The 24853-nt window shown below is 49.5% G+C and carries 19 protein-coding genes and 1 riboswitch; of the genes, 11 read left to right on the forward strand and 8 right to left on the reverse strand.

Features of this window, described 5'->3' with window-relative positions; genetic code table 11:
* Positions 1-47: 47 nt before the first annotated feature.
* Together PY479_RS06775 and PY479_RS06780 are read right to left on the reverse strand one after the other, a co-directional pair.
* Positions 48-1262 (reverse strand): phospholipase D-like domain-containing protein, encoded by a 1215-nt coding sequence (locus PY479_RS06775; protein ID WP_275483289.1) that lies wholly within the window; start codon positions 1260-1262, stop codon positions 48-50.
* A 169-nt stretch (positions 1263-1431) separates the two neighbouring features.
* Positions 1432-2802 (reverse strand): diguanylate cyclase, encoded by a 1371-nt coding sequence (locus PY479_RS06780; RefSeq protein WP_275483290.1) that lies wholly within the window; start codon positions 2800-2802, stop codon positions 1432-1434.
* A gap of 399 nt (positions 2803-3201) precedes the next feature.
* On the opposite strand from PY479_RS06780, the gene PY479_RS06785 reads away from it, so the two are divergent.
* From PY479_RS06785 to PY479_RS06800, 4 genes are all read left to right on the forward strand, one after another.
* The gene (locus PY479_RS06785; protein ID WP_275483291.1) at positions 3202-3804 is read left to right on the forward strand and encodes a hypothetical protein; all 603 of its coding nucleotides are present in this window, start codon (positions 3202-3204) and stop codon (positions 3802-3804) included.
* A gap of 170 nt (positions 3805-3974) precedes the next feature.
* Positions 3975-5204: an MFS transporter gene (locus PY479_RS06790; protein WP_212594258.1), complete on the forward strand. Its 1230-nt coding sequence runs from the start codon at positions 3975-3977 to the stop codon at positions 5202-5204.
* Between the two features lie 100 nt (positions 5205-5304).
* Positions 5305-6180: an EAL domain-containing protein gene (locus PY479_RS06795; RefSeq protein WP_275483292.1), complete on the forward strand. Its 876-nt coding sequence runs from the start codon at positions 5305-5307 to the stop codon at positions 6178-6180.
* A gap of 161 nt (positions 6181-6341) precedes the next feature.
* Entirely contained in the window at positions 6342-7514 is a 1173-nt protein-coding gene (locus PY479_RS06800; RefSeq protein WP_275483293.1) for a serine hydrolase domain-containing protein, read from the forward strand.
* A 24-nt stretch (positions 7515-7538) separates the two neighbouring features.
* On the opposite strand, the gene PY479_RS06805 is transcribed toward PY479_RS06800, so the two are convergent.
* The 5 genes from PY479_RS06805 to serA form a co-directional block, all read right to left on the reverse strand.
* The gene (locus PY479_RS06805; protein WP_275483294.1) at positions 7539-8648 is read right to left on the reverse strand and encodes a lipocalin-like domain-containing protein; all 1110 of its coding nucleotides are present in this window, start codon (positions 8646-8648) and stop codon (positions 7539-7541) included.
* Positions 8645-11173 (reverse strand): ABC transporter permease, encoded by a 2529-nt coding sequence (locus tag PY479_RS06810; RefSeq protein WP_275483295.1) that lies wholly within the window; start codon positions 11171-11173, stop codon positions 8645-8647. The genes PY479_RS06805 and PY479_RS06810 overlap by 4 nt, the downstream gene beginning before the upstream one ends.
* On the reverse strand, positions 11166-11846 hold the full coding sequence (locus PY479_RS06815) for an ABC transporter ATP-binding protein (protein WP_212594253.1): 681 nt from the start codon (positions 11844-11846) through the stop codon (positions 11166-11168). Before PY479_RS06815 ends, PY479_RS06810 begins: the two co-directional genes overlap by 8 nt.
* Positions 11847-12079: 233 nt before the next feature.
* A complete protein-coding gene (gene ygfZ, locus PY479_RS06820) occupies positions 12080-13039 on the reverse strand; it encodes a tRNA-modifying protein YgfZ (RefSeq protein WP_275483296.1) in 960 nt (319 codons plus the stop codon).
* A gap of 111 nt (positions 13040-13150) precedes the next feature.
* Positions 13151-14380: a phosphoglycerate dehydrogenase gene (gene serA, locus PY479_RS06825; protein WP_275483297.1), complete on the reverse strand. Its 1230-nt coding sequence runs from the start codon at positions 14378-14380 to the stop codon at positions 13151-13153.
* A 202-nt stretch (positions 14381-14582) separates the two neighbouring features.
* Here serA and PY479_RS06830 point away from each other — a divergent pair, with 202 nt between their 5' ends.
* The 3 genes from PY479_RS06830 (at position 14583) to katB (ending at position 17434) form a co-directional block, all read left to right on the forward strand.
* Complete coding sequence (locus PY479_RS06830; RefSeq protein WP_275483354.1) at positions 14583-15158, forward strand: DUF2238 domain-containing protein; 576 nt, start codon at positions 14583-14585, stop codon at positions 15156-15158.
* Positions 15159-15205: 47 nt separating this feature from the next.
* Complete coding sequence (locus PY479_RS06835) at positions 15206-15664, forward strand: hotdog fold thioesterase (protein ID WP_212594250.1); 459 nt, start codon at positions 15206-15208, stop codon at positions 15662-15664.
* Positions 15665-15973: 309 nt separating this feature from the next.
* Positions 15974-17434 carry a catalase KatB gene (gene katB / locus PY479_RS06840; RefSeq protein WP_275483298.1) on the forward strand — a complete coding sequence of 487 codons (1461 nt, stop codon included), beginning with the start codon at positions 15974-15976 and terminating at the stop codon, positions 17432-17434.
* A 53-nt stretch (positions 17435-17487) separates the two neighbouring features.
* Here katB and PY479_RS06845 read toward each other — a convergent pair whose 3' ends face one another.
* Positions 17488-18045 (reverse strand): TMEM165/GDT1 family protein, encoded by a 558-nt coding sequence (locus tag PY479_RS06845; RefSeq protein ID WP_212596662.1) that lies wholly within the window; start codon positions 18043-18045, stop codon positions 17488-17490.
* Positions 18046-18130: 85 nt separating this feature from the next.
* Positions 18131-18228, reverse strand: a riboswitch (yybP-ykoY riboswitch).
* A gap of 295 nt (positions 18229-18523) precedes the next feature.
* On the opposite strand from PY479_RS06845, the gene PY479_RS06850 reads away from it, so the two are divergent.
* The 4 genes from PY479_RS06850 to nhaD all read left to right on the forward strand — a co-directional run bounded on the left by PY479_RS06850 (position 18524) and on the right by nhaD (position 24783).
* The gene (locus PY479_RS06850) at positions 18524-19708 is read left to right on the forward strand and encodes an aromatic amino acid transport family protein (protein WP_275483299.1); all 1185 of its coding nucleotides are present in this window, start codon (positions 18524-18526) and stop codon (positions 19706-19708) included.
* Between the two features lie 163 nt (positions 19709-19871).
* A complete protein-coding gene (locus tag PY479_RS06855; protein ID WP_275483300.1) occupies positions 19872-22028 on the forward strand; it encodes a S46 family peptidase in 2157 nt (718 codons plus the stop codon).
* 338 nt (positions 22029-22366) lie between these two features.
* Positions 22367-23104: a DUF481 domain-containing protein gene (locus tag PY479_RS06860; RefSeq protein ID WP_212594246.1), complete on the forward strand. Its 738-nt coding sequence runs from the start codon at positions 22367-22369 to the stop codon at positions 23102-23104.
* 224 nt (positions 23105-23328) lie between these two features.
* Positions 23329-24783, forward strand: coding sequence for a sodium:proton antiporter NhaD (gene nhaD / locus PY479_RS06865; protein WP_212594245.1), 1455 nt, complete (start codon positions 23329-23331; stop codon positions 24781-24783).
* The last annotated feature ends 70 nt before the right edge of the window (positions 24784-24853 follow it).

A 24853-nucleotide genomic window follows, 5' to 3' on the forward strand; every position in this document is an offset into this window, starting at 1 on the left:
CCACCAAAAAGCCGCTGAGTTTCAGCGGCTTTTTTTGTCTAGCAAGTTTAGTTGGCGCTGGCGGGATGGGGTTTGGGATATTCTTTATTAATATCCAACGGTGCAGCATAGACGCTGTTCCACAGCTGAAGTTGCAGCTGTTGCAGGCGGTTTGCCATCGCCGGATTTTGTAACACCAGCTCCAGATTGCGCGAGTTATTCATATAGCCACCTTCCCAGTTACTGGTGCCTATCCAGGCAATCTTGCCGTCAATTTCCATGGTTTTACTGTGCAAGGTACGAGCAAAGGGAATGAAGCCCTGCTTGGCTTCCGGAATAGTGACGACTTTAACGTCGATGTTGGGCAGTACCTGTAGGCTTTTAAGATAATCGATGTAAGGCTTGCCGGTATTCCAGGCGGAAATCATCAGGTGAATTTTGACACCGCGCTGAGCCGCTGCCCGGATGGCATCATCGATAACCGCATAATAAGGCGCAGGCTTTTTGTAGCTGTAGGACAGCGGAGCATAGGTCATCACCGTGATATAAACTTCGTGCTCAGCTTTGGCCAGTAGCTTGGGCAGTTCACTCTCGGAGTCACCAACACCGGCTGGATTATAGGCGTTCGGGCTGGCTACCAGATAGGCGCTCTGAGATTCGTCGGCTGCCACTACCTGATGATTCAATACCGGTACGGCTTTGCCCTCGGCTAATAGTTGCTGTGCTTGCCAGTCAACATTAAAGATGGCTTGCACCTGCGCAGCAATTTTACTATCAGTGATCAGCAGTCCGGTTTCGTGGATATGTTTCAGGGCCCGCCAATCGAAGTTCTGGCTACCAACAAAGGCGCTTTTGCCATCCACCACGATATATTTGGCGTGCACAATGCCACCGCCGATTTTACCGAAATCAATCAATTGAAAAGTCAGATTTGGGATGCTTTTGATGGCTGCCAGCGTCGGTTCATTGGACATACGTACACCGTGCAGGTCCATTAAAAAGCGAATTTTGACACCGCGCTCACCGGCCTGCCGTAAGTGCTTAAGCACCGGTTCCAGGGGCTCGCCCGGCTCACTGGTGACGTAGAACTGAGCGATATCAATCGTATTTTTAGCAGCATCGAATTGCTGACACCAAACCGTAACCGGATCGGCTAAGTCCGAGTTGCTGAGGGTCGTTTCTACCGGTGCAGTTTGGACCAGCTCAAAGCCAGGAATTGAAAAGGCAGCTTGAGCATTGAGGGACAAGCCCAGCAGCGAAATACAGAGCAGACGGAAATGCATTGAGACTCCAAACGGGAAAATTTCGTCACTCATTATAATGACAGCTTTCAGAAAATTAGCGTTGTCTTTGTGACAGAGTATTTCAGAGGCTTTTAAATCAAGGCATTAAAAAATTAGCGGCAGTTTCTGAAGACGCTAGCGCTCGCAACCATGCTGTCAGAAAAAACGGCTAGATTACCCAGTCTGCGTGTTTGCGTTTCTGTTTTTCGGCATACATTGCCTGGTCCGCCTCGGACAACAGTTGTTTCACCGTGATTTTTTGCCCTGCGTAGATGGCTCTGCCAATACTGAGCGATGGGTGTAGTTGCTTGCCTGCCCAAGTTAAGGCACTGGCTTCTACTTGATAGCGGAGCTTCTGGATAACGTGTGCCGCCATGGCTTCATCGGTAATACCTTCAAGGATTACAATAAATTCATCGCCGCCGATACGGGCAACAATATCGGTAGCGCGGACATGCTCCTTGAGCTGGCGCGCCACATGGCGCAGCAATTCATCACCCGCTTCATGACCAAGTTCATCATTGACACGTTTAAAGTCATTCAGATCCACATTTAATAGCGTGAACAATGCTTTATCATCGCCTTTGGTCACTGTTCGGCCTAACAGATTCATCATAAAACGGCGGTTTGGCAGGTGGGTAAGTTCGTCGTGTAATGCGGCGGTATGGGCATATTTGTAGTTACGATACAGCAAGATGATCGATATATAAGCCAGAATTGCGGTAAGTCCACCCAGGCTGTTGAGTATGCGCTGGGTCAGCATCATATTTCCTATGCTTTTCATATCGACTTTGGCGCCTAATTCCCATTTACCATTAGGCAGGTTGATAGGATATTCAACATCCGGTTGCTTAAAATTATCTGCGTCACCGTAAAAAATCTTGCCAGCATTCGTGAGATTTTCAGCATGTTTTCGTAGCGAAATACTGGCGCCTTTAAAATATTTAATCCCCGATTTATCTAATAGCTTGTCATAGTCGATAACGACACTGACAGTACCCCAATAGTCCAGATTGGTCGGATAATCAGAGAAAATCGGATACCTGGCGATAATGGCAACGCCGCCTTGCACTAACTCCAGCGGCCCGGCGATATAAACTCCCTGAAGCTCCTTGGCGAGTAGCACGGTTTTAAGTTGCTCAGGTTTAGTTCGAAAATCAAAGCCAATAGCCGATTCATTACCGGCGACGGGATAGATGTGACTGATGATATTATCTGGTGCCAGACCAACGTTGCGCACATATTGGGCCTTTTGCACTAATTTACCTGCAATCATCGACCAGTTTTTAATGGCGAAGGCGGGATCAAGCGTCACAACGGTGGCGAGACTATCGGCAAGATAGGTATCTTTGAAAATAATCGCTTCAATATTGGAACGAACCAGTGCCAGATGGCCTTTAATTTCTTCCTTTTTATAGTTGATTTCTTTGGCGACAAAGACCTGCGTGACAGTATTGACAATCAGCACGGATAAGCAAAAAAACACCAGAGTGAAAAGTAAAAAGAACAGCTTTTCTTTTTGACTCATCTGAGAGGACATAGCATACCTGTTAGTCGGGTTACTGCCGGTCGCGACGTTTGGTGACACGCTTATCGGTCGCGACATTAGTGAATGCCGTTACCCGGACATAATGCAGTAACATCCTGCCCATTTCCACAACCAATAACTTTAATTGTCTAAATTTATGATGATTTTTCCTATTGTTGTGACAGTTAAGGACAACTGAATGGGTCGGTTAATGATTGCTAATAAAGCTCGGCTGTTCGGTATTTATGATGAATTTGTGGCGCACCAACTAAAATATTACTCAGGTGATAATCGAGCTGTGCGGTAACCCTCAAGATTATCGCCCATCCGCCTGATGAAATAGGGCCGGGCTGCTGGCGTCCGCCATATTTTATTAATGGCATTCAGATATTCGGCATTTAAGGAACATCAATGAACAAAATTAAGCTTGTTCTCATGTTTTGCTGCTTGTTAGTTGCAGGCTGTGCGTCTGTTCCAATGACCGCGACCAATCAAGTCGATGTCAATCCAGCGCCTTCTGGCAAAGCACAGGTCGTCTTTATGCGCGATTCCTTTGTTGGCAGTGCAATCAGTTCTTCGGTATACGATGTCAGTGATGGTGAGCCAATGTTTATCGGCATTCTGGATAACGGCACCAAACTGGCGTATCTGGTGAATCCGGGTCAGCATGTGTTTATGGTGGTCTCGGAAGCGGCGGACTTTATGGAAGCACAGCTGGCAGCGGGAAAAACCTATTACAGTATCATCACGCCGCGTATGGGCTTATGGAAAGCCCGCTTTTCAATGTGGCCGGTTAAGGCCGGTGCCGATGCCGAGTACAAACTGGACAGTAAAGATTTTGCTGACTGGAAGCGCAGTACCAAGCTGGTGGAATTGTCCCCTGCGGCTCAAGCTTGGTATGACGCCAATAAAACGAGTGTAAAAGCCAAACAGCAAGAATACTGGTTACAGTGGCAACAGAAATCAGCCGCCGACATTAGTAAACGAACCTTGTCACCAGAAGATGGTCGTTAAGATGCGTTAACCTATGGAGTGCCATCAGCTGTATATCCGCCGTTAGCGGATGGCGTTCCAAGCATCATGCCGATCCGCTAACTTTGGCGGTTTATTGTGCTTGTTGCTGGCACCTTAAATTGCCCCTGTGGTAGCATCAATCCTCTATAAGCATTTCATTAATTTCCCTTATGAGTACTCCCACTACCGCGGATGCGTTGCAGTCACTGCGGGCATATCCCGCCTTTATGCGTTATTGGTGTGCACGATTAGCATCATCTTTTGGATTTCAGGTGTTATCGGTAGCCGTCGGTTGGCAGGTTTACGATATTACACGCGATCCGTTGGATTTAGGGTTGATTGGCCTGGCGCAGTTTGTGCCATCAGTTTTATTGGCGCTGCCAGCCGGCCATGTTGCTGACCAGTTTCCGCGTCGCAAAATTGTGTTGGTGACACAGACTTGCCAGTGGTTAGCACTATTGCTGCTGGTGATAGGCAGTTGGCAAGGATTCCTGAGTGAGGGACTCATCCTGTCACTGGTGTTTGTTATCGGCGCTTTTAAGGCGTTTGAGTTCCCGGCGTTAAAATCCATGGTGCCATCGTTAGTCCCTGAAAGCTTATTACCAAGAGCACTGGCATTGGATGCGTCAGGAATGCAGATGGCAAGCATTGCCGGACCAGCGTTGGGCGGGTTGTTATATATTGGTGGCCCGGTGTTAACTTATGGTCTTTCGGCATTGCTGTATCTGACGTCGTTGTCCGTGCTGCTGAAACTGCAATACCATTATCTGCCATCGGTGCGCCAACCCATGACCTTGAACACGCTGTTTGCAGGCGTGAGTTTTATTCGGGCGCGGCCGGTAATTCTTGGTGTGATTTCGCTCGATCTGTTTGCGGTATTGTTAGGTGGTGCCACGGCATTATTGCCGGTTTTTGCCCGCGATATTCTGCATACAGGCCCCTGGGGGCTGGGTTTGCTGCGGGCTGCTCCCGCAGTCGGCGCCTTGTTGATGTCATTCTGGTTAGCTCGGCATACGTTGCAGCGCCGGGTGGGAATGACCATGTTTGGTGCCGTTGCGGGTTTTGGTCTGGCAACATTGGTGTTTGCGTTATCAACTAATATATGGCTGTCGCTAGTGGCATTGGCCGCACTGGGTGCCTTTGACATGGTCAGTATGGTGATCCGTGGCGCGCTAGTGCAATTAGAAACCCCTGATGAGATGCGTGGACGAGTTACCGCGGTTAACTCAATTTTCATTAACACCTCTAACCAACTCGGAGAATTTGAATCTGGGGTGTTAGCGGCATTAGTGGGGGCGGTAGGTGCAACGGTCATTGGGGGGATTGGCACGTTAGTGGTCGTGGCCGCGTGGATGGTGATGTTCCCTCAGGTGCGAAACCGACAACGATTAAAAGAATAGGGGAAAACGGGGGGCAATTATCGCCCCCGTTTTTTATGCTTTGCATATATCTCGTTGGTCTGATGGTGGTGACTTTGAGACGCTATTGAAAAAGGCGGATATGGCAATGTATCGCGCCAAGTCTGAAGGACGCGATACCTATCGTTTCTTCAACGAAGAGATGAACTATGCAGCGACCGAACAGCTGAATATCCGTGTGGGTTTACGTAAAGCGCTGGAGCTGAACCAGTTTCAACTGTTTTATCAACCACAGTTGGAAATGACCACCGGCAAGATAGTGGGAGCCGAAGCGTTAATTCGCTGGTTTCATCCAGAGTTGGGAATGGTTTCTCCTGCCAGCTTTATTCCGGTCGCAGAGGCTTCTGGTTTGATCGTGCCAATCGGTAACTGGGTATTGCAGGAGGCTTGTCGCGAGGTCGCCCGTTGGCGAGATTCCGGCATGAGTAACCCGGTGGTGGCGGTTAACTTGTCTGCATTGCAGTTCGCTCGCGGTAATATCGAGCAGGCGGTTAGTGATGCGGTTGCCAGCGCTGGTATCACCCCGCAAATGCTAGAGTTAGAGCTGACGGAATCCATCATGCTTCATAACACTGAGAGCGTGCTGGCAACGGTAAAGCGGCTCAAGCAAAAAGGCTTTGCTTTCACCATTGATGATTTTGGTACCGGATATTCCAGTCTGCAATATCTCAAAAGCTTTGCAGTTGATAAATTAAAAATTGATCAGTCATTTGTGCGGGATATTACCGAAGACGAAGATGATGCGGCTATCGTAAGGGCTATCGTGCAAGTCGCCAAAGGACTGGGGCTGAAAACCATTGCCGAGGGGGTTGAGACTGCGGAAGCTATGGCGTTATTGGCGCAATACCGGTGTGATGAAGTACAAGGCTATTATCTTGGTCGCCCGATGCCAGCCCGCCAGTTTATGGCCTATTTGCAGCAGTATGGTGAATGCAGAAAAATCAGCGTTACCAGTTAACCCCAAGCCGATTAAGCGGACCGTTTCTGTCTCGATGATGACAGTATTGGGAAACAGGTTGATGACAAAGTATTGCGTAAATGTTTGGCGTTAGTCATTTGGAAATTCATCGTCTTTAGCAGTATCTTGACTGCTTATCCGTTGTTAGTGAGCCTGTTGAAATGCCATTCTATTGTTTTCGTGCCGTTTTATTACCGCTAACGTTAGTCGCACTGAGCTTCTCTGTTTTCGGTGAGCCGATTCCGCCAAAACTGGATGCGCTGTATCGCCAAGCAGTGACAGCTGATACTGTGCCTGGCATCAGTGTGGCGGTGGCAGATGCCAACGGCGTGCAGTGGGCTCAGGGGTACGGCTTTGCTGATGTGGAAAATCGATTACCGATGCGTGCTGAAGATAAACTGCGGATTGGCAGTGTTGCCAAGGTGATGACCGCTGCCGGATTAATGCGTTTGTATCAGGCAGGAAAAATCAACCTGGATAAACCGGTGACTGACTATGTGACAGCCTGGCCCAACGACAAACCTGTGATTACCCTGCGGCAACTGGCGTCCCATACGGCAGGCGTGCGCCACTACAAGGAAGGCGCTAATGAATTTCTGCTCAACGAGCATTTTCCCTCGGTCAGCGCCAGTCTGGCCTTATTCAAAGATGATCCATTGCTATTCGTCCCGGGAACGGCTTTTAGCTATTCCACTTTGGGCTGGACGCTGATCAGTGCGGCAATGGAACGGGCTGATGGAAAACGAAATTTCCAGCAGATTATGCAAGATGAAGTGTTTACGCCATTGCGCCTTAATGACACCGCGTTTGATGAGCAATCGCAGATTATTCCCAATCGCGTCCGGCCGTACAGCGTGCGCGATGGTAAGCTGATCAATTCGCCACAAACTGACCATAGTTACAAATGGGCGGGCGGCGGCATTATTGCCAGTGCCGCAGATGTTTCGCGTTTTGCGGTGGCGCAGATTGATGGTCATTACCTGAAGCCAAAGGTTAGTAAGTTGATGCTGACCAAGGCGCGTCTCAACGATGGTAAGCCGGTGAATGTTGGCATTGGCTGGTTTATCGGTTTTGATGATTATCGGCAGCGCAAACAATATAAGAATGATACCCAGGCGTTAGCGCTGATGGACGCGATGCCTCATGCCGTGATGCACTCAGGCGGTAGTATGGGCGGCATTACCATGACTATCTTATGTACTGAACATCATCGCGCGGTCACCGTCGTCAAGAATGTTGATGGTGATAACAGTGCAGATGTCTTTCTGCTGGCGCTGCAAACCTTGAGTTATTATCACCAGCGCGAACATATGGCAACTCGTCGCCCGATGTGAATGGCTTGATGCTGACCGTGAAACTCAATAGCCGGTCAGTTCCAGATAACCCGCGCCCTGTTGACTGCCGCTGATGCTGATGGGGCCTTCCCAGTAGGATACCGATAACGGCATTACTGCGTTGCGATTGAGCGGGGTAATGTCGAGTTCCAGTTGTTCCGTTGGCAATGACAGATGCCAGCTTACCGGATAGCGACCGCTGGTGGTCTGCTGCCAGGCAGTGGCTTGCATGCGAATATCCTTGGCGCTTAGTGAGTGACTACGACCATCTGGAAACATACGTTTACCGCTATAAAACGCCTTGTCACTTTTATCCGTTCCCCTTAGCTGAAACAGCATCAGGGCAGAGCCGTCGTTAAGGTGCAGCGCAAACCAGTCCCAACCCTGTTGTTGGCGACTGAGAAACTCAGAACTCCATTCACGATCTAACCAGGCGATACCACTGACATGTTGCCAACGTCCCTGATGCAGCACTGTACCATCAACATTGATAAACGGCTGACTGTAGTAATAGGACGCGACTTTACCATCAGCACTTTTGCGACTGTAGCCGTGATCACCTTGCAATACCAACGGCGCGTTGGCTGACAGTTGCAGGTTGTAGGCAAATTGGGCATCGGCCACCGAGAGGGTCGCAGGGAGTAGTCCGTGGTTGGGATTGTCTGATCCTGCCTGTGCCTGCCATTGCCAGTCATCCAGTCGCACCGATAACGGCGGTCCTGATACCTGTGCGGGCGCTTGCTCACCGTGAGTGCCTCGACCCCAACGTTCAGCGGTGAGATGCTGTTGCTTAAACGTCAGTGCGGCGTGTGCCATATACAATTGATTGCTGGCCCAGGGCGAGGAACTTGCCGGGGCGGCGGCTGACAGCGCTATGCGAAACTGGGTCCACTGTAATCCTAGTGGCGTTCCATCAGCGGTGTGCAGGTTCGCGGTGAGATACCACCATTCTTGACGAAACTTCGGATGCGCTAAATGATCCTCTGGAAACGCAAAATTCTTGCCCGGCAATACTTGGGCAAAGCCAGTATCAGCTCGGCCTAATATCTGTCCCATCGAGGCTGATTTTTCCGCGGGAGTGCAGGCGGTTAACAGTAACAGCGGTAACAGCCCAAACAGGTGATGCCGTTTCATAGTACCTCCTGCTGCAGTGCTGACACCATTGAGCGCCGACTTTGCCAGTAAAGCGGCAGCAACACCGCCAGCAGACAACATCCTAATGACAGGCCAACAACGCGTCCATAAGCCAGCCAGTCCCAGTGTTGCATGATGGTCCAGCCGAAGGCTTGCAACGTCACTTTATGGATCAGCAGATAGCCGAGGATGGCACCTAACGGCAGGGCCATGAGACAGGTGATGAACACCGCCAGCAGGATCTGGGCTAGCAGCATCAGCCACAGCTGCTTTTGCGGTACGCCAAGACTGCGCAAGATTGCCAGCGGTGCTTGCCTTGATTGGGTCAGCATTAATACGGCGCTGAATAACCCGATTGCCGCGACCAGCAATGTCAGGGTATTCAGCACTAAGGTGATACTAAAGGTCTTGTTAAATACCTTCAGGGCTTGTGTGCGAATTTTTTGCTGGCTGTATATCTGTGCCGGGTTGAGTCCCAGCGTATTTCCTATCTGCTCACCGAGTTTATCAATGGCTGCCTGCCCCGCAGTGATGCCTCCGATGGCCAGACTATAAGGTTGTGCGGGTAACTGCAGCTGTTGCCATAGCGTTGGTGCTGCCAACGCCTCGCCTCTGGGATTGCCGTAATCGAAATAGACCCCCGCAATTTGGGTCATGTGAGGGTGTTGGCAGCGGTTATCCTGGCATAAACGCACATTATCTCCCGTCTGGACTGTCAGTTTCAGTGCCAATGGCTCACTGATAAAGATGCCTTGGCCCGCCAACACCTGTTGTACCGCCAGGCGTTGCTTTGCCAACTGATCAGGTTGTTTAAACACGGTAGTTTCTGCAATTGAGGTCGGGTCGCGACTCAACAGGTTAATTGACTGCACTTCAGTGCCATTTGCCACATAAAATGGCGCTTGCCACTGATAGTAACGCGGTAATTTAGGCGCATTGGTGTCGAGATATTGCTGTAATGCTGACATCTCATTGTTACCGGGCCTAATATACAAATCGGCATGCAGTCGGGTATTGAGCCAGCTGCGCAGGGTTCGATCGAAGCTACCAACCAGAGTATTCATAGCGATGTTGGCGCATAATGCCAACAGTAACGCCATCATTGCCAGCGCTAGTGGCGCCGTGAGTTCGCGAGTTTCCGCAATCGCATAACGCGGCAGCCCGGCTGGCACCCAAGGCGTCAACAGGCTGAGGCTGGTTTGCAACACCTGTGGCAGTAACAGCGGCATGGCGATAGTAAGCAGCCCCATTAATGCCAGACTTTGTCCATGTGCGCGGCTGAAAGGGTAGAGTGCTGCTGTCAGCAGCAGTAGTAGCATCCCTAGCGCAAATAGCCGTCGGTGAATGCGCCGATGATGTTCCTGCTGGGCAAAGCGTTGCGTGCCCTGAGCAATACTGCGCTGACACAGTTGTCGGTATAACGGCACACAGGCCAACAGGGCCGCAATCAGTGTCAGTCCTGCGCCCTCTGCCAGCCAGGCCCATTGCCAGTTACCGGGCAACAGGGTGGCACCATAAAGTTGTTCCAGCGTGACGGCTACCATAGGTTGCAGCCAATGGCTGAGTTGCAGTGCCAGTAAAAAACCCACAAACGAACCGATGGCCACCAACAGCAACAACTCGAGCAGCAGAGACAGCATGAGGGCTCGGCGGCTGAGGCCCTGTTGTAATAGTTGTAACAGCAGCCGTTGGCGCTTCATCAGACTGTAGCGCACACCGTTATAGGCGATGAATAAGCCCACCAGAAACGCCAGCATCCCCATGGCATTAAGATTCAGATGAAAACTGCGGGTGAGATCGGTCAGCGCTTTGCCCTGATCCTGTTCGGTAATTTGCAAGCCCGCCAACGGCAGCCCGCTTTGCGCTAACTGCTGCTTTAATTGGGCTGCATCGCCAAATAAGGCGATGTAACTTAAACGCCCGGGCAGTTGCAACAGCGACTGTGCAACCGAAATATCCAGATATAAGCGGTTCCCCAGATTGGCACTGTCAGGTAAAACATCGACCTTTAGCTGCTGACCTGCGAGCGTGAAATACGCGTCGGAAGCGTCATTAACCCCCATCGACTGCGCCTGTGTTTTGCTAGCGAGTATCAAAGGTTCACCGGCCAGCATTGAGACCAGTGGTAGTTGCGCTTCAAATCCCGGCGCTTGTTGCTGAAAACTGTGTAAGGCTGCGACGATATCACTGCCATCAATCTGCCATTTACGGCCTTGAGCATCTTCGAGCGTGCCACTCACTACCGGCAAAGCATGTAGCCCGAGTTTTTTTAAGCGGAAATAGAGTTGTTCATCAACACTGGCCCCGCGGCCAGAGGCACTGATAAAGAGCGCCGCTTGCTGAGCTAATGCTTCGCCGGCGTCCTGATAACTGTGAATGGCGTTATCATTGGTGGCTTTGACCCCGATCAGCAACGTTACTGCCAGCACAACACCCAGTAGAATAGCGCCCGCTTGCAGCGGGGCTTGGCGATAGTGCGCTAAATACACCCGCAGCGCTTGCCAGCCCAGACGCCAATCACTCATGGACTTTCCCCTGTTGCAGATGCCAGCGCCGTTGCATATGGGCGGCAGCACTGTCACTGTGCGTCACCATCAGAATCGCCGTGCCAGCATCAGCGGCGAGTTTACACAACAGCTGCATCACTTCCTCAGCGGCTTCAGCATCAAGATTGCCGGTCGGTTCATCCGCTAATAACAATGCCGGACGATGTGCCAGTGCTCGAGCAATGGCAACCCGCTGCTGCTGACCGCCGGACAACTGCTCGATTGGCCGCTGTGCCAGTTCAGTGATGGCGAGTTTCTGTAGCAGGTAATCGCACCAGTCATTCCATTTTTGCCCGAGCAGCGATAACGGGAACAGAATATTATCGCGGACATTCAGTGGGGTCAGCAGATTGAACTGTTGGAATACCACCCCCAGATGCTGACGGCGGAAACGGCTCCATTGCGGATCATGCCACTTACGGCAATCGGCGCCCTGAAGCTGGAGTTCGCCAGTGTCTGGGTATTCAAAACCGCCAATAATATTCAGCAAAGTGCTCTTGCCACTGCCGCTAGGACCGGTGAGTGCCACGGTTTCTGCCTGCTGGATGATTAAGTCGAGGCAGTCCAACACCAGATGATACTGATCGCCGTCATTAAATCCTTTGCTGATTTGCGATAGTTGAACCAATGACTGCTGGTGGGATTGCGGCATTTTCAGTCCTTGTATTTGCGAAATAGCACCTGATGCAGATCAGTTTATCTGCTGTAGCGCAAACAGTTAAGTGAATCAAGGTACGATAAAAACGTCTTTGGGCTAGCGGCCACTTAAGGCAATGGGCTTTTTAAATGTTGATGGCAGTATGACCCGCCCATCATCGCTTGACTGCATCAGCATCATAGCCGGTGCAAAAAACAGAAGGCACCCAGCGGTGCCCTCTACGTCGATTACTCTTCTAAAGTGTAGGGCAACGGCACTATCGAGAGCTGACTCTGTGGCGCTTCGGCAATACGGAACTTAGCATCACGTTCGGTATCATTTGGCAGAACGGCTGTCAGCAAGAGTTGACCATCAATCTGTACCGCTTCCACAATAGTGCCCTGAGGACGGAAGCCATCCTCCAACGCCAGTTCCAGCGTAGATTCTGCCGTGACTTCAATGTCGGCGGTGCCGTTCAAAATGTACATTGCCCGTTTATTACCCCCGCGATATTTCATGCGCGCGACAGTTTCCTGCCCCATGTAACAGCCCTTGGTAAAACTGATGCCGTTAAGTGCTTGCAGGTTGCACATTTGCGGCACGAATTGCGCCTGATGTGCTGCAGAAAGTGCAGGATACCCGGCTAATATCTCTAAAGCTTGCCAGGCACTGTGATGATATAAGGCTTCACCTTCTACTAACGTTGAGGCAACTGCGGTCGGTAATACAATTAAGAACCGCTCACCATCATTCAGTACCGCGCCTTGTTCAAGCGCAATCAGTTTGTGGTCAGTGCTGAATGCCGGAAAATGACCTTTAATCCAGTCCGCAGCCGCACTGCCGGCGACACCGAGTATTGTCCAAGTTGCAGCAACATCATTGAGTTCGGCTTTGCTGAATACCGCATATTTGCGAAACTCCGGCAGGTCACTGGCTACAGTGTCTTTGGGCATTAAGAGCATCAGAGCATCGGCAACTGCAAACAAACGAAATGCCGACAGCATTTTACCTTTGGGATCACAATGGGCGCCCCAGCACCAGTCATCGGCGCTAAGCGCATTAACATCGGCAGTAATCTGGCCATGAATAAAACTGCGATTCTGTTCACCCGTGACCTGGATCAGGCCCAGATGGGAGAGCGGTGAAATCAGCAGTTCTGGTAGCTGGGCATCCGGTGCCCAGGTGAGTTGGGGATCAGTAAGACTCATAGGATCATCCTGAGATTAACAACAGCAAAAGTGCTTCGATTGTAACGGATCTATCGCAAATAAACAGGGCGCCAAGAAGGCGCCCTGCGAAACATTTACTTGCTTCACATATCAGTACAGCAAACGGGTACGGATAGTGCCTTCAATGTTTTTCAGTTCTTCCAAGGCTTCAGTTGCCTGATCGGTATGAACTTCCATCACCACGTAACCGATATCGGCGGTAGTTTGCAGATACTGGCCACCAATGTTGATGCCTTTTTCAGAGAATGACTGGTTGATTTTCAGCAGAATACCAGGACGGTTGCGGTGAATATGCAGCAAACGTGAGGTGCCATGCTGTTGTGGCAGCGACACTTCCGGGAAGTTCACGGCGGTCACGGTAGAGCCGTTGTCTGAGTACTTCGCCAGCTTACCGGCCACTTCAATACCGATATTTTCCTGTGCTTCTTCAGTACTGCCACCCACGTGAGGGGTCAGAATCACATTGTCAAAACCACGCAATGGGGTCTGGAACTCATCGTCATTGGACTTAGGTTCTACCGGGAATACGTCGATAGCAGCACCGGCCAGATGTTTGGATTCCAGCGCTGCAGCCAACGCATCGATATCCACCACAGTGCCGCGAGATGCGTTGATCAGGAAACTTCCTGGACGCATCGCTTCAATTTGCGCAGCACCGAACATCAGTTTGGTTTGTGGGGTTTCTGGAACATGCAAACTCACCACATCTGCCTGTGCTAACAGCTCGTTCATAAAGCGCAGCTGATGGGCGTTACCCAGTGGCAGTTTGTCTTCAATATCGTAGAAAATCACACGCATACCGAGCGTTTCGGCCAGAATGCCAAGCTGAGTCCCGATGTGACCATAACCGATAACCCCGAGGGTTTTGCCACGAACTTCGTAACTGCCCTTGGCGCTTTTAATCCAGCCACCTTTATGTGCCGAAGCGTTACGTTGTGGGATGCCACGCATCAACATGATAATTTCGCCAATCACCAGCTCTGCAACACTGCGGGTATTGGAGAATGGGGCATTGAATACTGGAATGCCCAGCAGTTCAGCCGCTTTCAGATCAACTTGGTTGGTACCAATACAGAAACAGCCGATACCGACCAGTTTTTCGGCGTGATCCAACACTTCCTTGGTCAGGTGTGTGCGGGAACGAATACCGACAAAATGGGCATCTTTGATGGCTTCAATCAGTTCATCTCCGGATAGGGAGCCTTTATGAAATTCGATATTGTTATATCCGGAATTTTTCAGCACATCTAATGCTGATTGATGAACGCCTTCCAACAACAGGATTTTGATTTTATCCTTGTCCAGCGAAACTTTCGCCATGATATCGGTACCCCTTCAGTCGTGTATCTGCTAGTGAACAAAGTGTAGTGTGATAAGCTTCCCCAAGCTATCGGATCACGTTAGCACCTTTTTTTGCACATGTGGAGGTCCGGATGGCTGAAGTGTTTATTTTTGTTCATGAACAATTTGCAAGTTGAGGCGAAAATTGAAAAATCCGCTGATCTGGCTAGTGTTTTATGCAATGGTGCTGTCGTGGTCTGCATGGCAGCCTCATGATGGCTTTACCTGGTGGATGGAAGCCGCTCCGGCACTGCTAGCGGTTCCTATCCTGCTGTGGTGCCGGCGAGTATTTCCCTTAACAAGCTTATTATCAGTGCTGATCCTGCTGCACTGTTGTGTGCTGTTTGTCGGTGCCCATTACACCTATGCCCAGGTGCCGTTATTCGACTGGTTATCTGACTGGTTTAGTTGGGGACGCAATAACTATGACAAGTTAGGCCATTTCGCGCAGGGATTTATTCCGGCGATGATTGCCCGCGAGTTGCTGCTGCGTAAACAGGTGTTACCGCGAGGTCGCTGGTGTAATTTTCTGTGCTGCTGTTTTGCTTTGGCGCTGTCGGCATTTTATGAGTTGGTGGAATGGTGGGTGGCGGTGTTAACCAATGATGGCGCTGAAGCATTCCTTGGTACTCAGGGATATGTCTGGGATACACAGTCAGATATGCTGTTTGCGCTGATTGGCGCGATTTGTGCCGTGCTCAGCTTATCCAAGCTGCATGATCGTCAATTAGCCGAATTGGCTATATCTGCCAAGTAATCAGGCGTTACACTGTCCGGCAGTATGACAACAGGAACTATTAAGCTATGAGTATCTGGTTCAGAGAGATCACCCTTGATGACTGTGCCCGTCTGGATCTGGGACAGGGGGGCAAAGGCACGCTAATGCAGACTTTGGGCATCAAAGTGACCGAGATTGGCGATGATTATCTGGTAGCAACCATGCCCGCATCGCCGGCGATTCATAATCCTATCGGTATGGTGCATGGTGGCGCAAATGTGGTGTTGGCCGAAACCGTCGCCAGTTATGCCGCCAATTTTGCGGTGGATTTTGAACACTATTTCTGTGTCGGGCAGGAGATCAATGCCAATCATATTCGGGCTGCGCGTAATGGCGAACTCAAGGCTATTGCCCGTCCAATTCATTTAGGTAAGCGCACTTCCGTCTGGGAAGTGAAAATCTTTAATAGTGCGGATGAACTCACCTGTATTTCACGGATGACCGCCGCCGTTGTTAAACGCCCCGATACCAAAAACGCGGGCTAACGCCACCATTGCCTACCAGAAAGCAGCCGCAGGCTGCTTTCTTCATTTCAGTGTGTCGAGATTTTTCACCGTCACTGATGGCCGTGACTTCTACAATTATGAACATCGGTTAAGTCGTGCTGTTTCAAATTTAATTCAGTAAATGAATTGTGATAATCAGTTTTAATCGTTTTATTGGTTTTGCTGGGTTCTCTATTATCTTCTCAACGCCGCGATGCCCATTAACGTCGTTTAAGGAGTGCAACATGGCCACAATCGTTGATTTGATCGAACTTTGGTTAAACCAGAAAAAATCGTAAGGAGCACAAGATGACACAGCATTTCATTACCAGCCAGAATGGTGCCCCCGTAGCAGATGATCAGAATTCACTGTCTGCTGGTGAACGCGGCCCACTGTTGTTACAAGATTTTCATTTAATTGAAAAACTGGCTCATTTCAATCGTGAACGTATTCCGGAGCGGGTAGTGCATGCCAAAGGCACCGGTGTTTACGGCACTTTTACCCTGACCAATGATCTGAGCCGTTATACGATTGCCGATCATTTCAATGGTGTTGGTAAACAAACGGAAGTATTCGCGCGTTTCTCGACCGTGGGTGGGGAGATGGGGTCGGCAGATGCCGAGCGTGACCCGCGAGGCTTTGCTGTACGTTTTTATACAGCTCGCGGTAACCACGATATCGTCGGTAACAACACGCCGACCTTCTTTTTACGGGACGGTATTAAATTTCCCGACTTTATTCATACACAAAAACGCAACCCTCAGACCAACCTGAAAGATCCGCAAGCAATGTGGGATTTCTGGGCATTGAACCCAGAGTCAATGCATCAGGTAACGATATTGATGTCTGATCGCGGTATCCCCGCCAACTATCGGCACATGCATGGCTATGGTTCACACACCTTTTCCTTCTGGAATGGTCAGGGTGAGCGTTTCTGGGTGAAATTCCATTTTAAGAGTGAGCAGGGCATTGCCAATCTGACCGAGGCCCAGGCCGCGACTGTAAAGGGTATCGACCCGGATCATGCGCAGCGAGATATGGTGGCCGCAATCACTGATCGTCATTTCCCGCGTTGGAAATTACAGGTGCAGATAATGCCTGAGGCCGATGCGAATCATTACCATATTAATCCATTTGATCTGACCAAAGTTTGGCCGCACAAGGATTACCCGCTGATGGAGGTGGGCATATTGGAACTGAATCGCTTACCGCAAAACTACTTTGCAGAAGTCGAACAAGCGGCATTGGCACCAAGTAATCTGGTGCCTGGTATTGGCGCCTCACCGGACAAAATGCTCCAAGCGCGGTTGTTTGCGTATGCCGATGCCCAACGTTATCGGGTCGGCGCTAACTACAATCAGCTGCCCGTGAACTGCCCGCATGCGGCAGCGGCCAATCATCACCAGCGTGCGGGGGCGATGGCGGGAACTCAGTGCCCGTATCATCATAGCCAAACTGGCGCCGACGCCAGCCCAAACTATGGGCCTAATTCTACAGTGAATGGTTTGATTGATGCCGAGATGTTCAAAGAACCGCCGTTGCGTTTGGAAGGCGAGGTCAGTCGCTACAGTCGTTATGATCAAGACGACTATACCCAGGCAGGCAATCTATATCGGTTATTCAGCGAGGAAGAAAAGGCACGTTTAGTCAGCAACATCTGTGGTACCCTGAGTCAGGTGAGCCATGATGTACAACAACAGATGGTGGAACACTTCACCAAAGCTGATGCCGATTATGGCGAACGGATTCGTCGGCAACTGGAGCTTTAAGCTTCGTTAATACTAAAAAGCCCGAATTTCGGGCTTTTTAGCTCATTAGCCGATCAATGCCAGACTAAGGTGACAATCCCCAGCAGCAAGAATAGCACCGCACAGACTCGGTGGATCAGCTTAACCGGCAGCTTGCTGCCACCAAAGGAGCCTGCGAGCACTACGGGCACATTGGCTAACAATATTCCCAACGTGGTCCCTACTACCACTAATGGCAGATTGTGGAACTTAGCTGCCAGCACTACTGTGGCAATCTGGGTTTTATCACCCATCTCGGCCAGGAAGAACAGCACGAAGGTTGCTAAAAATGGACCATATCGATAGAAACGGCTATCTTCATCGTCGGCTTTGTCCGGCACTAATATCCATAAGGCGATGGCGAAGAAACTGAATGCAATCAGATAACGAGCGACTTCTGGTGTTAACCACGCGATAGCCCAATGACCCAACCACGCGGCCATAAAGTGGTTGGCCAGTGTTGACAACAGAATACCGCTGATAATGGCCGTTTTGTTTTTAAATCTTGCGGCTAATAGCAATGCCAATAACTGGGTTTTGTCACCAATTTCAGCAACAGAGACAGTAAGAGCAGAAGTGAACAGCGCTTCCAAGATGAGATCCTCAGGGGTGACCTTTAACCGGGCACAACACGCCATTCACCCCTGTTAAATGGTGCGCTGTGCTCAGGTCTTGCCAGGCAAGTCAGGCTTGCTGCATTCACCATGGCATATGGCCAAGTCTGTTGATGAATGCCCCTGTAATTAACAGGTCGGCTACTCCCCCAAGAACTAGAGAGGCGACCATTATATCCAGAACGCTATGCTTAACAACCCTTAAATTCTCGGTAACAAAATCAAAATTGCAGATTGTTTGCATAAATGACAATATTTTTTACGATTTTAAGGCTAAATCAGTTCTTGCTTGCAGCAAATTGCTCTGATAATGTCAAATCTGTGTCGATTTTTCGGAAGCACATCCGTAAATGCTGTTCGCATCTTGCTGACTGTACCCGCTCCCTACAATGGAAAATCCGGCCGCTAAAAAATAACAATTAGTAAAAAAATAACAATTAAAGACAGGACCTATTCCGTGAATCTTAAAATAATTGGATCGATTGCGATCGTCGCCGGTACCGCGATTGGTGCCGGTATGCTGGCCTTACCTATGGCAACTGCCGCAATGGGCCTTATCCCTGCGATATTCCTGATGCTAGTGATATGGGCCATGTCTGCCTTTATCGCGTTATTGATGCTGGAAGTGAACTTGCATTCTGGTGTTGGTGACAACCTGCACACGATAACCGGTAAATCTCTCGGTCGCGCCGGTCAGGTGGTGCAAAGTCTATCGTTTCTCAGCTTGCTGTTTGCACTGACTGCCGCTTACCTCAGTGGTGGTGCTGATCTGTTAAGTAAAAAAGCTGATGCCTGGTTTGGTTTGCAACTGAGCAGTCATTCCTCAGTGTTATTGTTTACGGTATTCCTGGGCGGTTTCGCTGCGCTGGGGGTGCATTGGGTCGATAAGGTGTCTCGGGCACTGTTCTCGGCCATGATCATCGCATTGGTACTAGTACTGGTATTCTTGATGCCGGAAGTGAGTTACAGCAGTTTAGCTGCAAAGGCCGCCACTGATTCGATGACGGGCGTTTGGCTGAGTGCCATACCGGTGATGTTTACCTCATTTGGCTTCCATGTCTGTATTGCAACCTTAGTCGGTTATCTGAAAGGTGATGTCCCTTCATTACGTAAAGTGTTGCTGATTGGTTCAACGTTGCCACTGTTCTGCTATGTGCTGTGGTTATTGGTGACATTTGGCACCGTTGGTGGTGATGCTATTGCTAGTTTCAACGGTTCGCTGGCAAAAATGATCAGCGCATTGCAGGAGATTTCTGCACAACCTGTGATTGGTAAGATTATTGGATTGTTTGCGGATCTGGCGCTGATTACTTCATTCCTCGGTGTAACCTTAAGTCTGTTTGATTTTAATGCGGAACTGATCCGTGCCCGAAATACGTTCAGCGGTCGTTTACAAACCTGGTTGTTGACCTTTATTCCGCCTTTGGTTGTCGCATTATATGCACCAGGATTTATCTCACTGTTAGGCTTCGCCGCAATTCCTCTGGTAGTGATTACGGTGTTCTTGCCGGTACTGATTGTCTTGAAACAACGTAGCTGTGACAAGGAAGGTTATCAGGTGGGTGGCGGTAAGCCCGCACTATGGTTGCTTAGCTTGCTCGGTGTGATCATTATTGTGGCGCAGTTATACGCGGCACTCTGAGGATATTTGTAAGGGGATTTTTCCTCAGTGACAGCCTTGTAAGCGAGTTTGTCAGACTGCTGTTGTACTGTTGTGTTTTTGTTAAAGTCGGGCCAGGCCCGGCTTTTTTATTGTCTGTGATTTGCCTGGGTAGTGATCAAATTTTCCAAAGGAACTGAAATTAATGAGAAAACTAATTCTCGCTGGCACCGTGATTGCCAGCTTTACTGCACTCGCAGATGAAGGAATGTGGCAGCCCGACCAGTTACCGGCAATGGCAGAGCAATTGAAAGCTAAAGGATTGGAGATTGATCCTAAGTCCATTTCAAAACTGACAGAATTCCCAATGAATGCGGTGATTAGCCTTGGCGGCTGTACTGCGTCTTTTGTGTCGCCCAAAGGCTTGGTCGTGACTAACCACCACTGTGCCTACGGCTCGATTCAATACAATTCCACTCCGGAAAAAAACTTGTTGCAGAATGGCTTTCTGGCTCATTCGCTGAAAGAAGAACTCCCCGCCGCGCCTGGTTCTCGCGTTTATGTTACTGAGGCGGTGACGAATGTGACGGATAAAGTCAATCAGCATACCGCCAAGTTGACTGGGGCCGACTTTTACACTGCGGTTGAGATGGCTGAGAAGAGTCTGGTTGCCGATTGTGAGCAGGCTGCCGGTTACCGCTGTCAGGTATACAGTTTTCATGGCGGGCTGGAATATTATCTGGTGAAACAGCTGGAGATTCGTGATGTGCGGCTGGTGTATAACCCAGCGCTCAGCGTGGGTAAATATGGTGGTGATGTTGATAACTGGATGTGGCCACGTCACACCGGTGATTTTTCCTTCTACCGCGCTTATGTTGGCAAGGATGGCAAACCGGCGGATTTCAGCCTGGATAACGTGCCTTATCAGCCAAAGAGTTTCCTGAAAGTTTCGGCTAAAGGCGTTGCTGATGGAGACTTTGTCATGGTGGCCGGTTATCCAGGGCGTACCAATCGTTATCGTACCGCGGAAGAAGTACAGAACCAGTTTGAGTACTACTATCCAGCCGCCAAAGCACTGCGAGAAACACTGATCAACATCATCCGCGATACTGCCGCAGAAGGTAGTGAAGCACGGATCAAGTACGAAAGCATGCTGGCGGGATTGGCAAACTACGCCAAAAACTTTACCTCCATGATAGAGTTTTATGGCAAGTCTTCGATGCTGCATGACAAAAAAGCGCAGGAGCAGCAGCTGCAGCAGTGGTTGGCGGCAGATAAACAACGTGAGCAGCTGTATGGCCAAGTGCTCCATCAACTGGATACGCTGGTGCAGCAGGGACAGCAACATCAACAGCGGGATCTGATCCTCGGTTACCTTGGCTATACCACCATGTTACCGACCGCCGAACGTTTGCTGCGTTTGGCCCATGAAAAACAGTTGCCGGATATGCAACGGGAACCTGGGTTCCAACAGCGTGATATGAATCGTTTCACCTCTGGGCTCGAACGCATTGATCGGCGTTATGCGGCAACAGTGGATAAGGCAATGACCCTGGAACTATTGAAACGCTATGCTGCGTTACCTGCGGCTGACCGTTTACCCGCGCTGGATAAGTTCTTCGGTATTCAGGACAAACTGGATCTGCAACAACTACAACAGCAATTGGACCAAATGTACGCGGCGACAACATTGGCTGATAAGCGTGTCAGATTGGGCTGGATGGACAAGTCCGTGGCTGCGTTTGAACAGTCTAAAGATCCGATGATCCGCTTTGCGGTGGCCATGTATGACACTAATAAGCAACTGCGTGACACCAACAAACAGTTGGACGGGGAACTGATGAAAGTACGGCCACAATATATGGCGGCGATCATCGCCTACTATCAGAGCCAGGGCAAACCTGTATATGCCGATGCTAATTCCAGTTTGCGGGTTACCTACGGTAACGTGAAGGGTTATTCTCCTAAAGATGGTCTGTATGCCACGCCGTTTACCCGCTTGCAGGGAATTACCCAGAAAGACACCGGAATTGAACCGTTTGATGCGCCCAAGGCAGAGCTGAAGCTGATCAAAGACAAAGCCTACGGGGATTTCTATGTCAAGTCATTGGATTCAGTGCCCGTTAACTTCCTGTCAACAGTGGACACCACTGGGGGGAACTCTGGTTCGCCGACACTGAATGGTCGGGCAGAGCTGGTGGGGCTGCTGTTTGACGGGGTATACGAGAGCATTATCGGTGACTGGAATTATGACGATAATATCAACCGCTCAATTCATGTGGATAGCCGCTATATGCTGTGGGTGATGAAGTATCTTGACCATGCCGATAATCTATTGGATGAAATGGTGATCACTCACTGATCACATGCTTCCGCTGCATCGCTCAAGCCCTGGCAAGTCTGATTGCTGGGGCTTGTTACTTTATTACTCCATTACCGTTAACCATTTACCAGCACTCATCGCTTTAGAATATGCGTTAGATGGTGGTTTTTATCTGAGTTTTATTCCAAGTGGTCATACAGCGATATATGGATGAAGCAACTACAGGTATCTAAAAGATATTTTTAATATACATAAAGCAGTTTTTAGCTGACTTTTGTGCCACAAAAGGTAAACAAATGTAACTTGTTTCACAGTTTTTACGAATAAATGTTAAAGTATCGCCGAAATTGACAAATTGAGTGCGATTGGAGAAGTATATGAAATCACTGCTTGGGATGGCAGCGTTGGTTGCCTTTGCCCCTTCCGCTTATGCGGCATCTGACTTTGTGAAAGGTGACGCCACATTTGCCGGTGAGGCCGAGATGGGAGCGACATTAACCACAGGTAACACTGACACCACTTCAATAAAAGGCCGTTTGGCCTTAAAACAGGAACTTGGGAAGTGGGAAAATCAGTATGTACTTGAAGGCCTTTATAAAGAAGACACTAATGTTGTGACTGCTAAACGTTATGTTGGTAGTGCTCAGGGAAATTACAAGTTCGATGGCCGCAGTTATATGTTTGCGACTGGCAGCTATGAAGTCGATCCGTTTACGGGATACGATTACACCTTCAACACCGCAGCTGGTTATGGTTATCGTATTTTCCAGGGCAGCGGTAGTTTTCTTGATGGTGAGATTGGTCCAGGTTATCAATACCAGCGGTTAGATAGCGAGCAGCAACAGGACCTAGGTTATACCTCTGATAGTAGTTGGGTTGCCCACGGCGTACTGAATTACGAAGTGGAAATCAGTAAAACTTCTAAATTTAAGCAGATGTTTGTAGCTGATTATGGTGATAAACTGAATGCCCGTTCGGAAACCTCCATTACCGCCAATATCATCGGCTCATTGGCAATGAAATTTGCAGTGATAGTCCGTTATAACAGTGATCCGCTAGATGATAAGAAAAGCACTGACACCGAAACCAACATGACGTTGCTGTACTCATTCTGAGTTTCTGGCTGCTTATTCTGTGATCAACTCAAAGGCACCTGATGGTGCCTTTGTGATCTTGGTCTCAGCATGGGATTGTGACCACAAAAAACAGTTGATCGCGTGGCTGGATCACAGATTATCTGCTATGCCGAGTCACCAGAAGTTGCAGTCTAATGAGCTGTGCCGATCCGGGACGATGGTAGTTTCTAATAATAAATCCTATCCCATAATGAGAGATAAAAATGAAGTTGAAGCATATGTACCGAGGACCTGCAGTCGTTCTGGCGTGCTTGCTGGCCATGGTTTCTCCCGCCGTTTTGGCAGGTACTGAAGCTGAGGCACAGTTATCACTGACCCACTCCGGCGTAGGCTATTTCGCGATCGCGATGTTTGTCCTCGCTTATCTGATGGTCATGATGGAGGAAAAATTACACATCAGAAAATCCAAGCCAGTGATTGTGGCGGCGGGTTTGATCTGGGGTGTGATCGGTTTTATCTATACTCAACACGGTATGCCTGATATTGCAGAAACCGCGTTCAGAGATGATTTGATGGAATATGCCGAGCTATTCCTGTTCTTATTGGCGGCGATGACCTATATCAACGCTATGGAAGAACGGCGATTGTTCGATGGTTTGCGCGCCTGGATGGTGAGCAAAGGTTTTACGCTAAGACAGGTGTTCTGGATCACTGGATTCCTGGCATTCTTCATTTCACCTATTGCTGACAACCTGACCACTGCATTGCTGATGTGTGCTGTGGTAATGAAAATGGCGGGTGATGATAAGCGCTTTATCACCGTCGCCTGTATCAACATTGTCGTTGGTGCTAACGCCGGCGGTGCATTTAGTCCATTCGGTGATATCACCACGCTGATGGTTTGGCAGAAAGGGGTTGTACAGTTTTCTCAGTTCTTCGATCTGTTTATTCCGGCGTTGGTTAACTTCGTTGTACCTGCAGCGATCATGAGCTTCTTTATTTCTAACCATACCAGCGATGTAGTGGTTGAAAAAGTACACATGAAACCCGGTGCTCGCCGCATAGTGCTGTTGTTCCTGTTTACTATCTTCTTGGCGGTGTGTGCTCACTCCTTCATGGGGATGCCACCAGTTCTCGGTATGATGACAGGTCTGGGGCTGTTACAGTGCTTTGGCTTCTATCTGCGTCGTAACTTCGATAAGGCTGTCGCACGCATTCGTAAAGAAGCGGAAGCTGAACATGATACCAAGCGTCTGGCAAATGTCGGTGAACTGGTGCCATTTGATGTGTTTTCCCGTATTGCTCGCGCCGAGTGGGACACTTTGCTGTTCTTCTATGGTGTGATCATGTGTGTGGGCGGTCTGGGCTTTATCGGTTATCTGGCAAGCGTTTCTGAGACTCTGTATGGCCACTGGAACCCAACTTATGCCAACGTTGCTATTGGTGTGCTGTCTTCAGTGGTAGATAACATTCCTGTGATGTTTGCGGTATTGACCATGAACCCGGATATGTCAGTCGGCCAATGGTTGCTGGTCACCATGACCGCCGGTGTTGGTGGTAGTTTGTTATCTATCGGTAGTGCTGCTGGCGTGGCCTTGATGGGACAAGCGCGCGGTATTTATACCTTTGGTTCGCATCTGCGTTGGACCCCAGCCATTGCTTTAGGCTATATCGCCAGTATCGTGGTGCATCGCCTGCTCAACAGTGGTTTGTTTTAGTTAACTAATTGTTTGAAAAATATTTCGACAGTATTTCATACTGCTCGAAAGCCTGAGAAGAGGATCACGC

It is taken from the genome of Shewanella sp. A32, assembly GCF_029167175.1.
Lineage (GTDB): Bacteria > Pseudomonadota > Gammaproteobacteria > Enterobacterales > Shewanellaceae > Shewanella > Shewanella yunxiaonensis.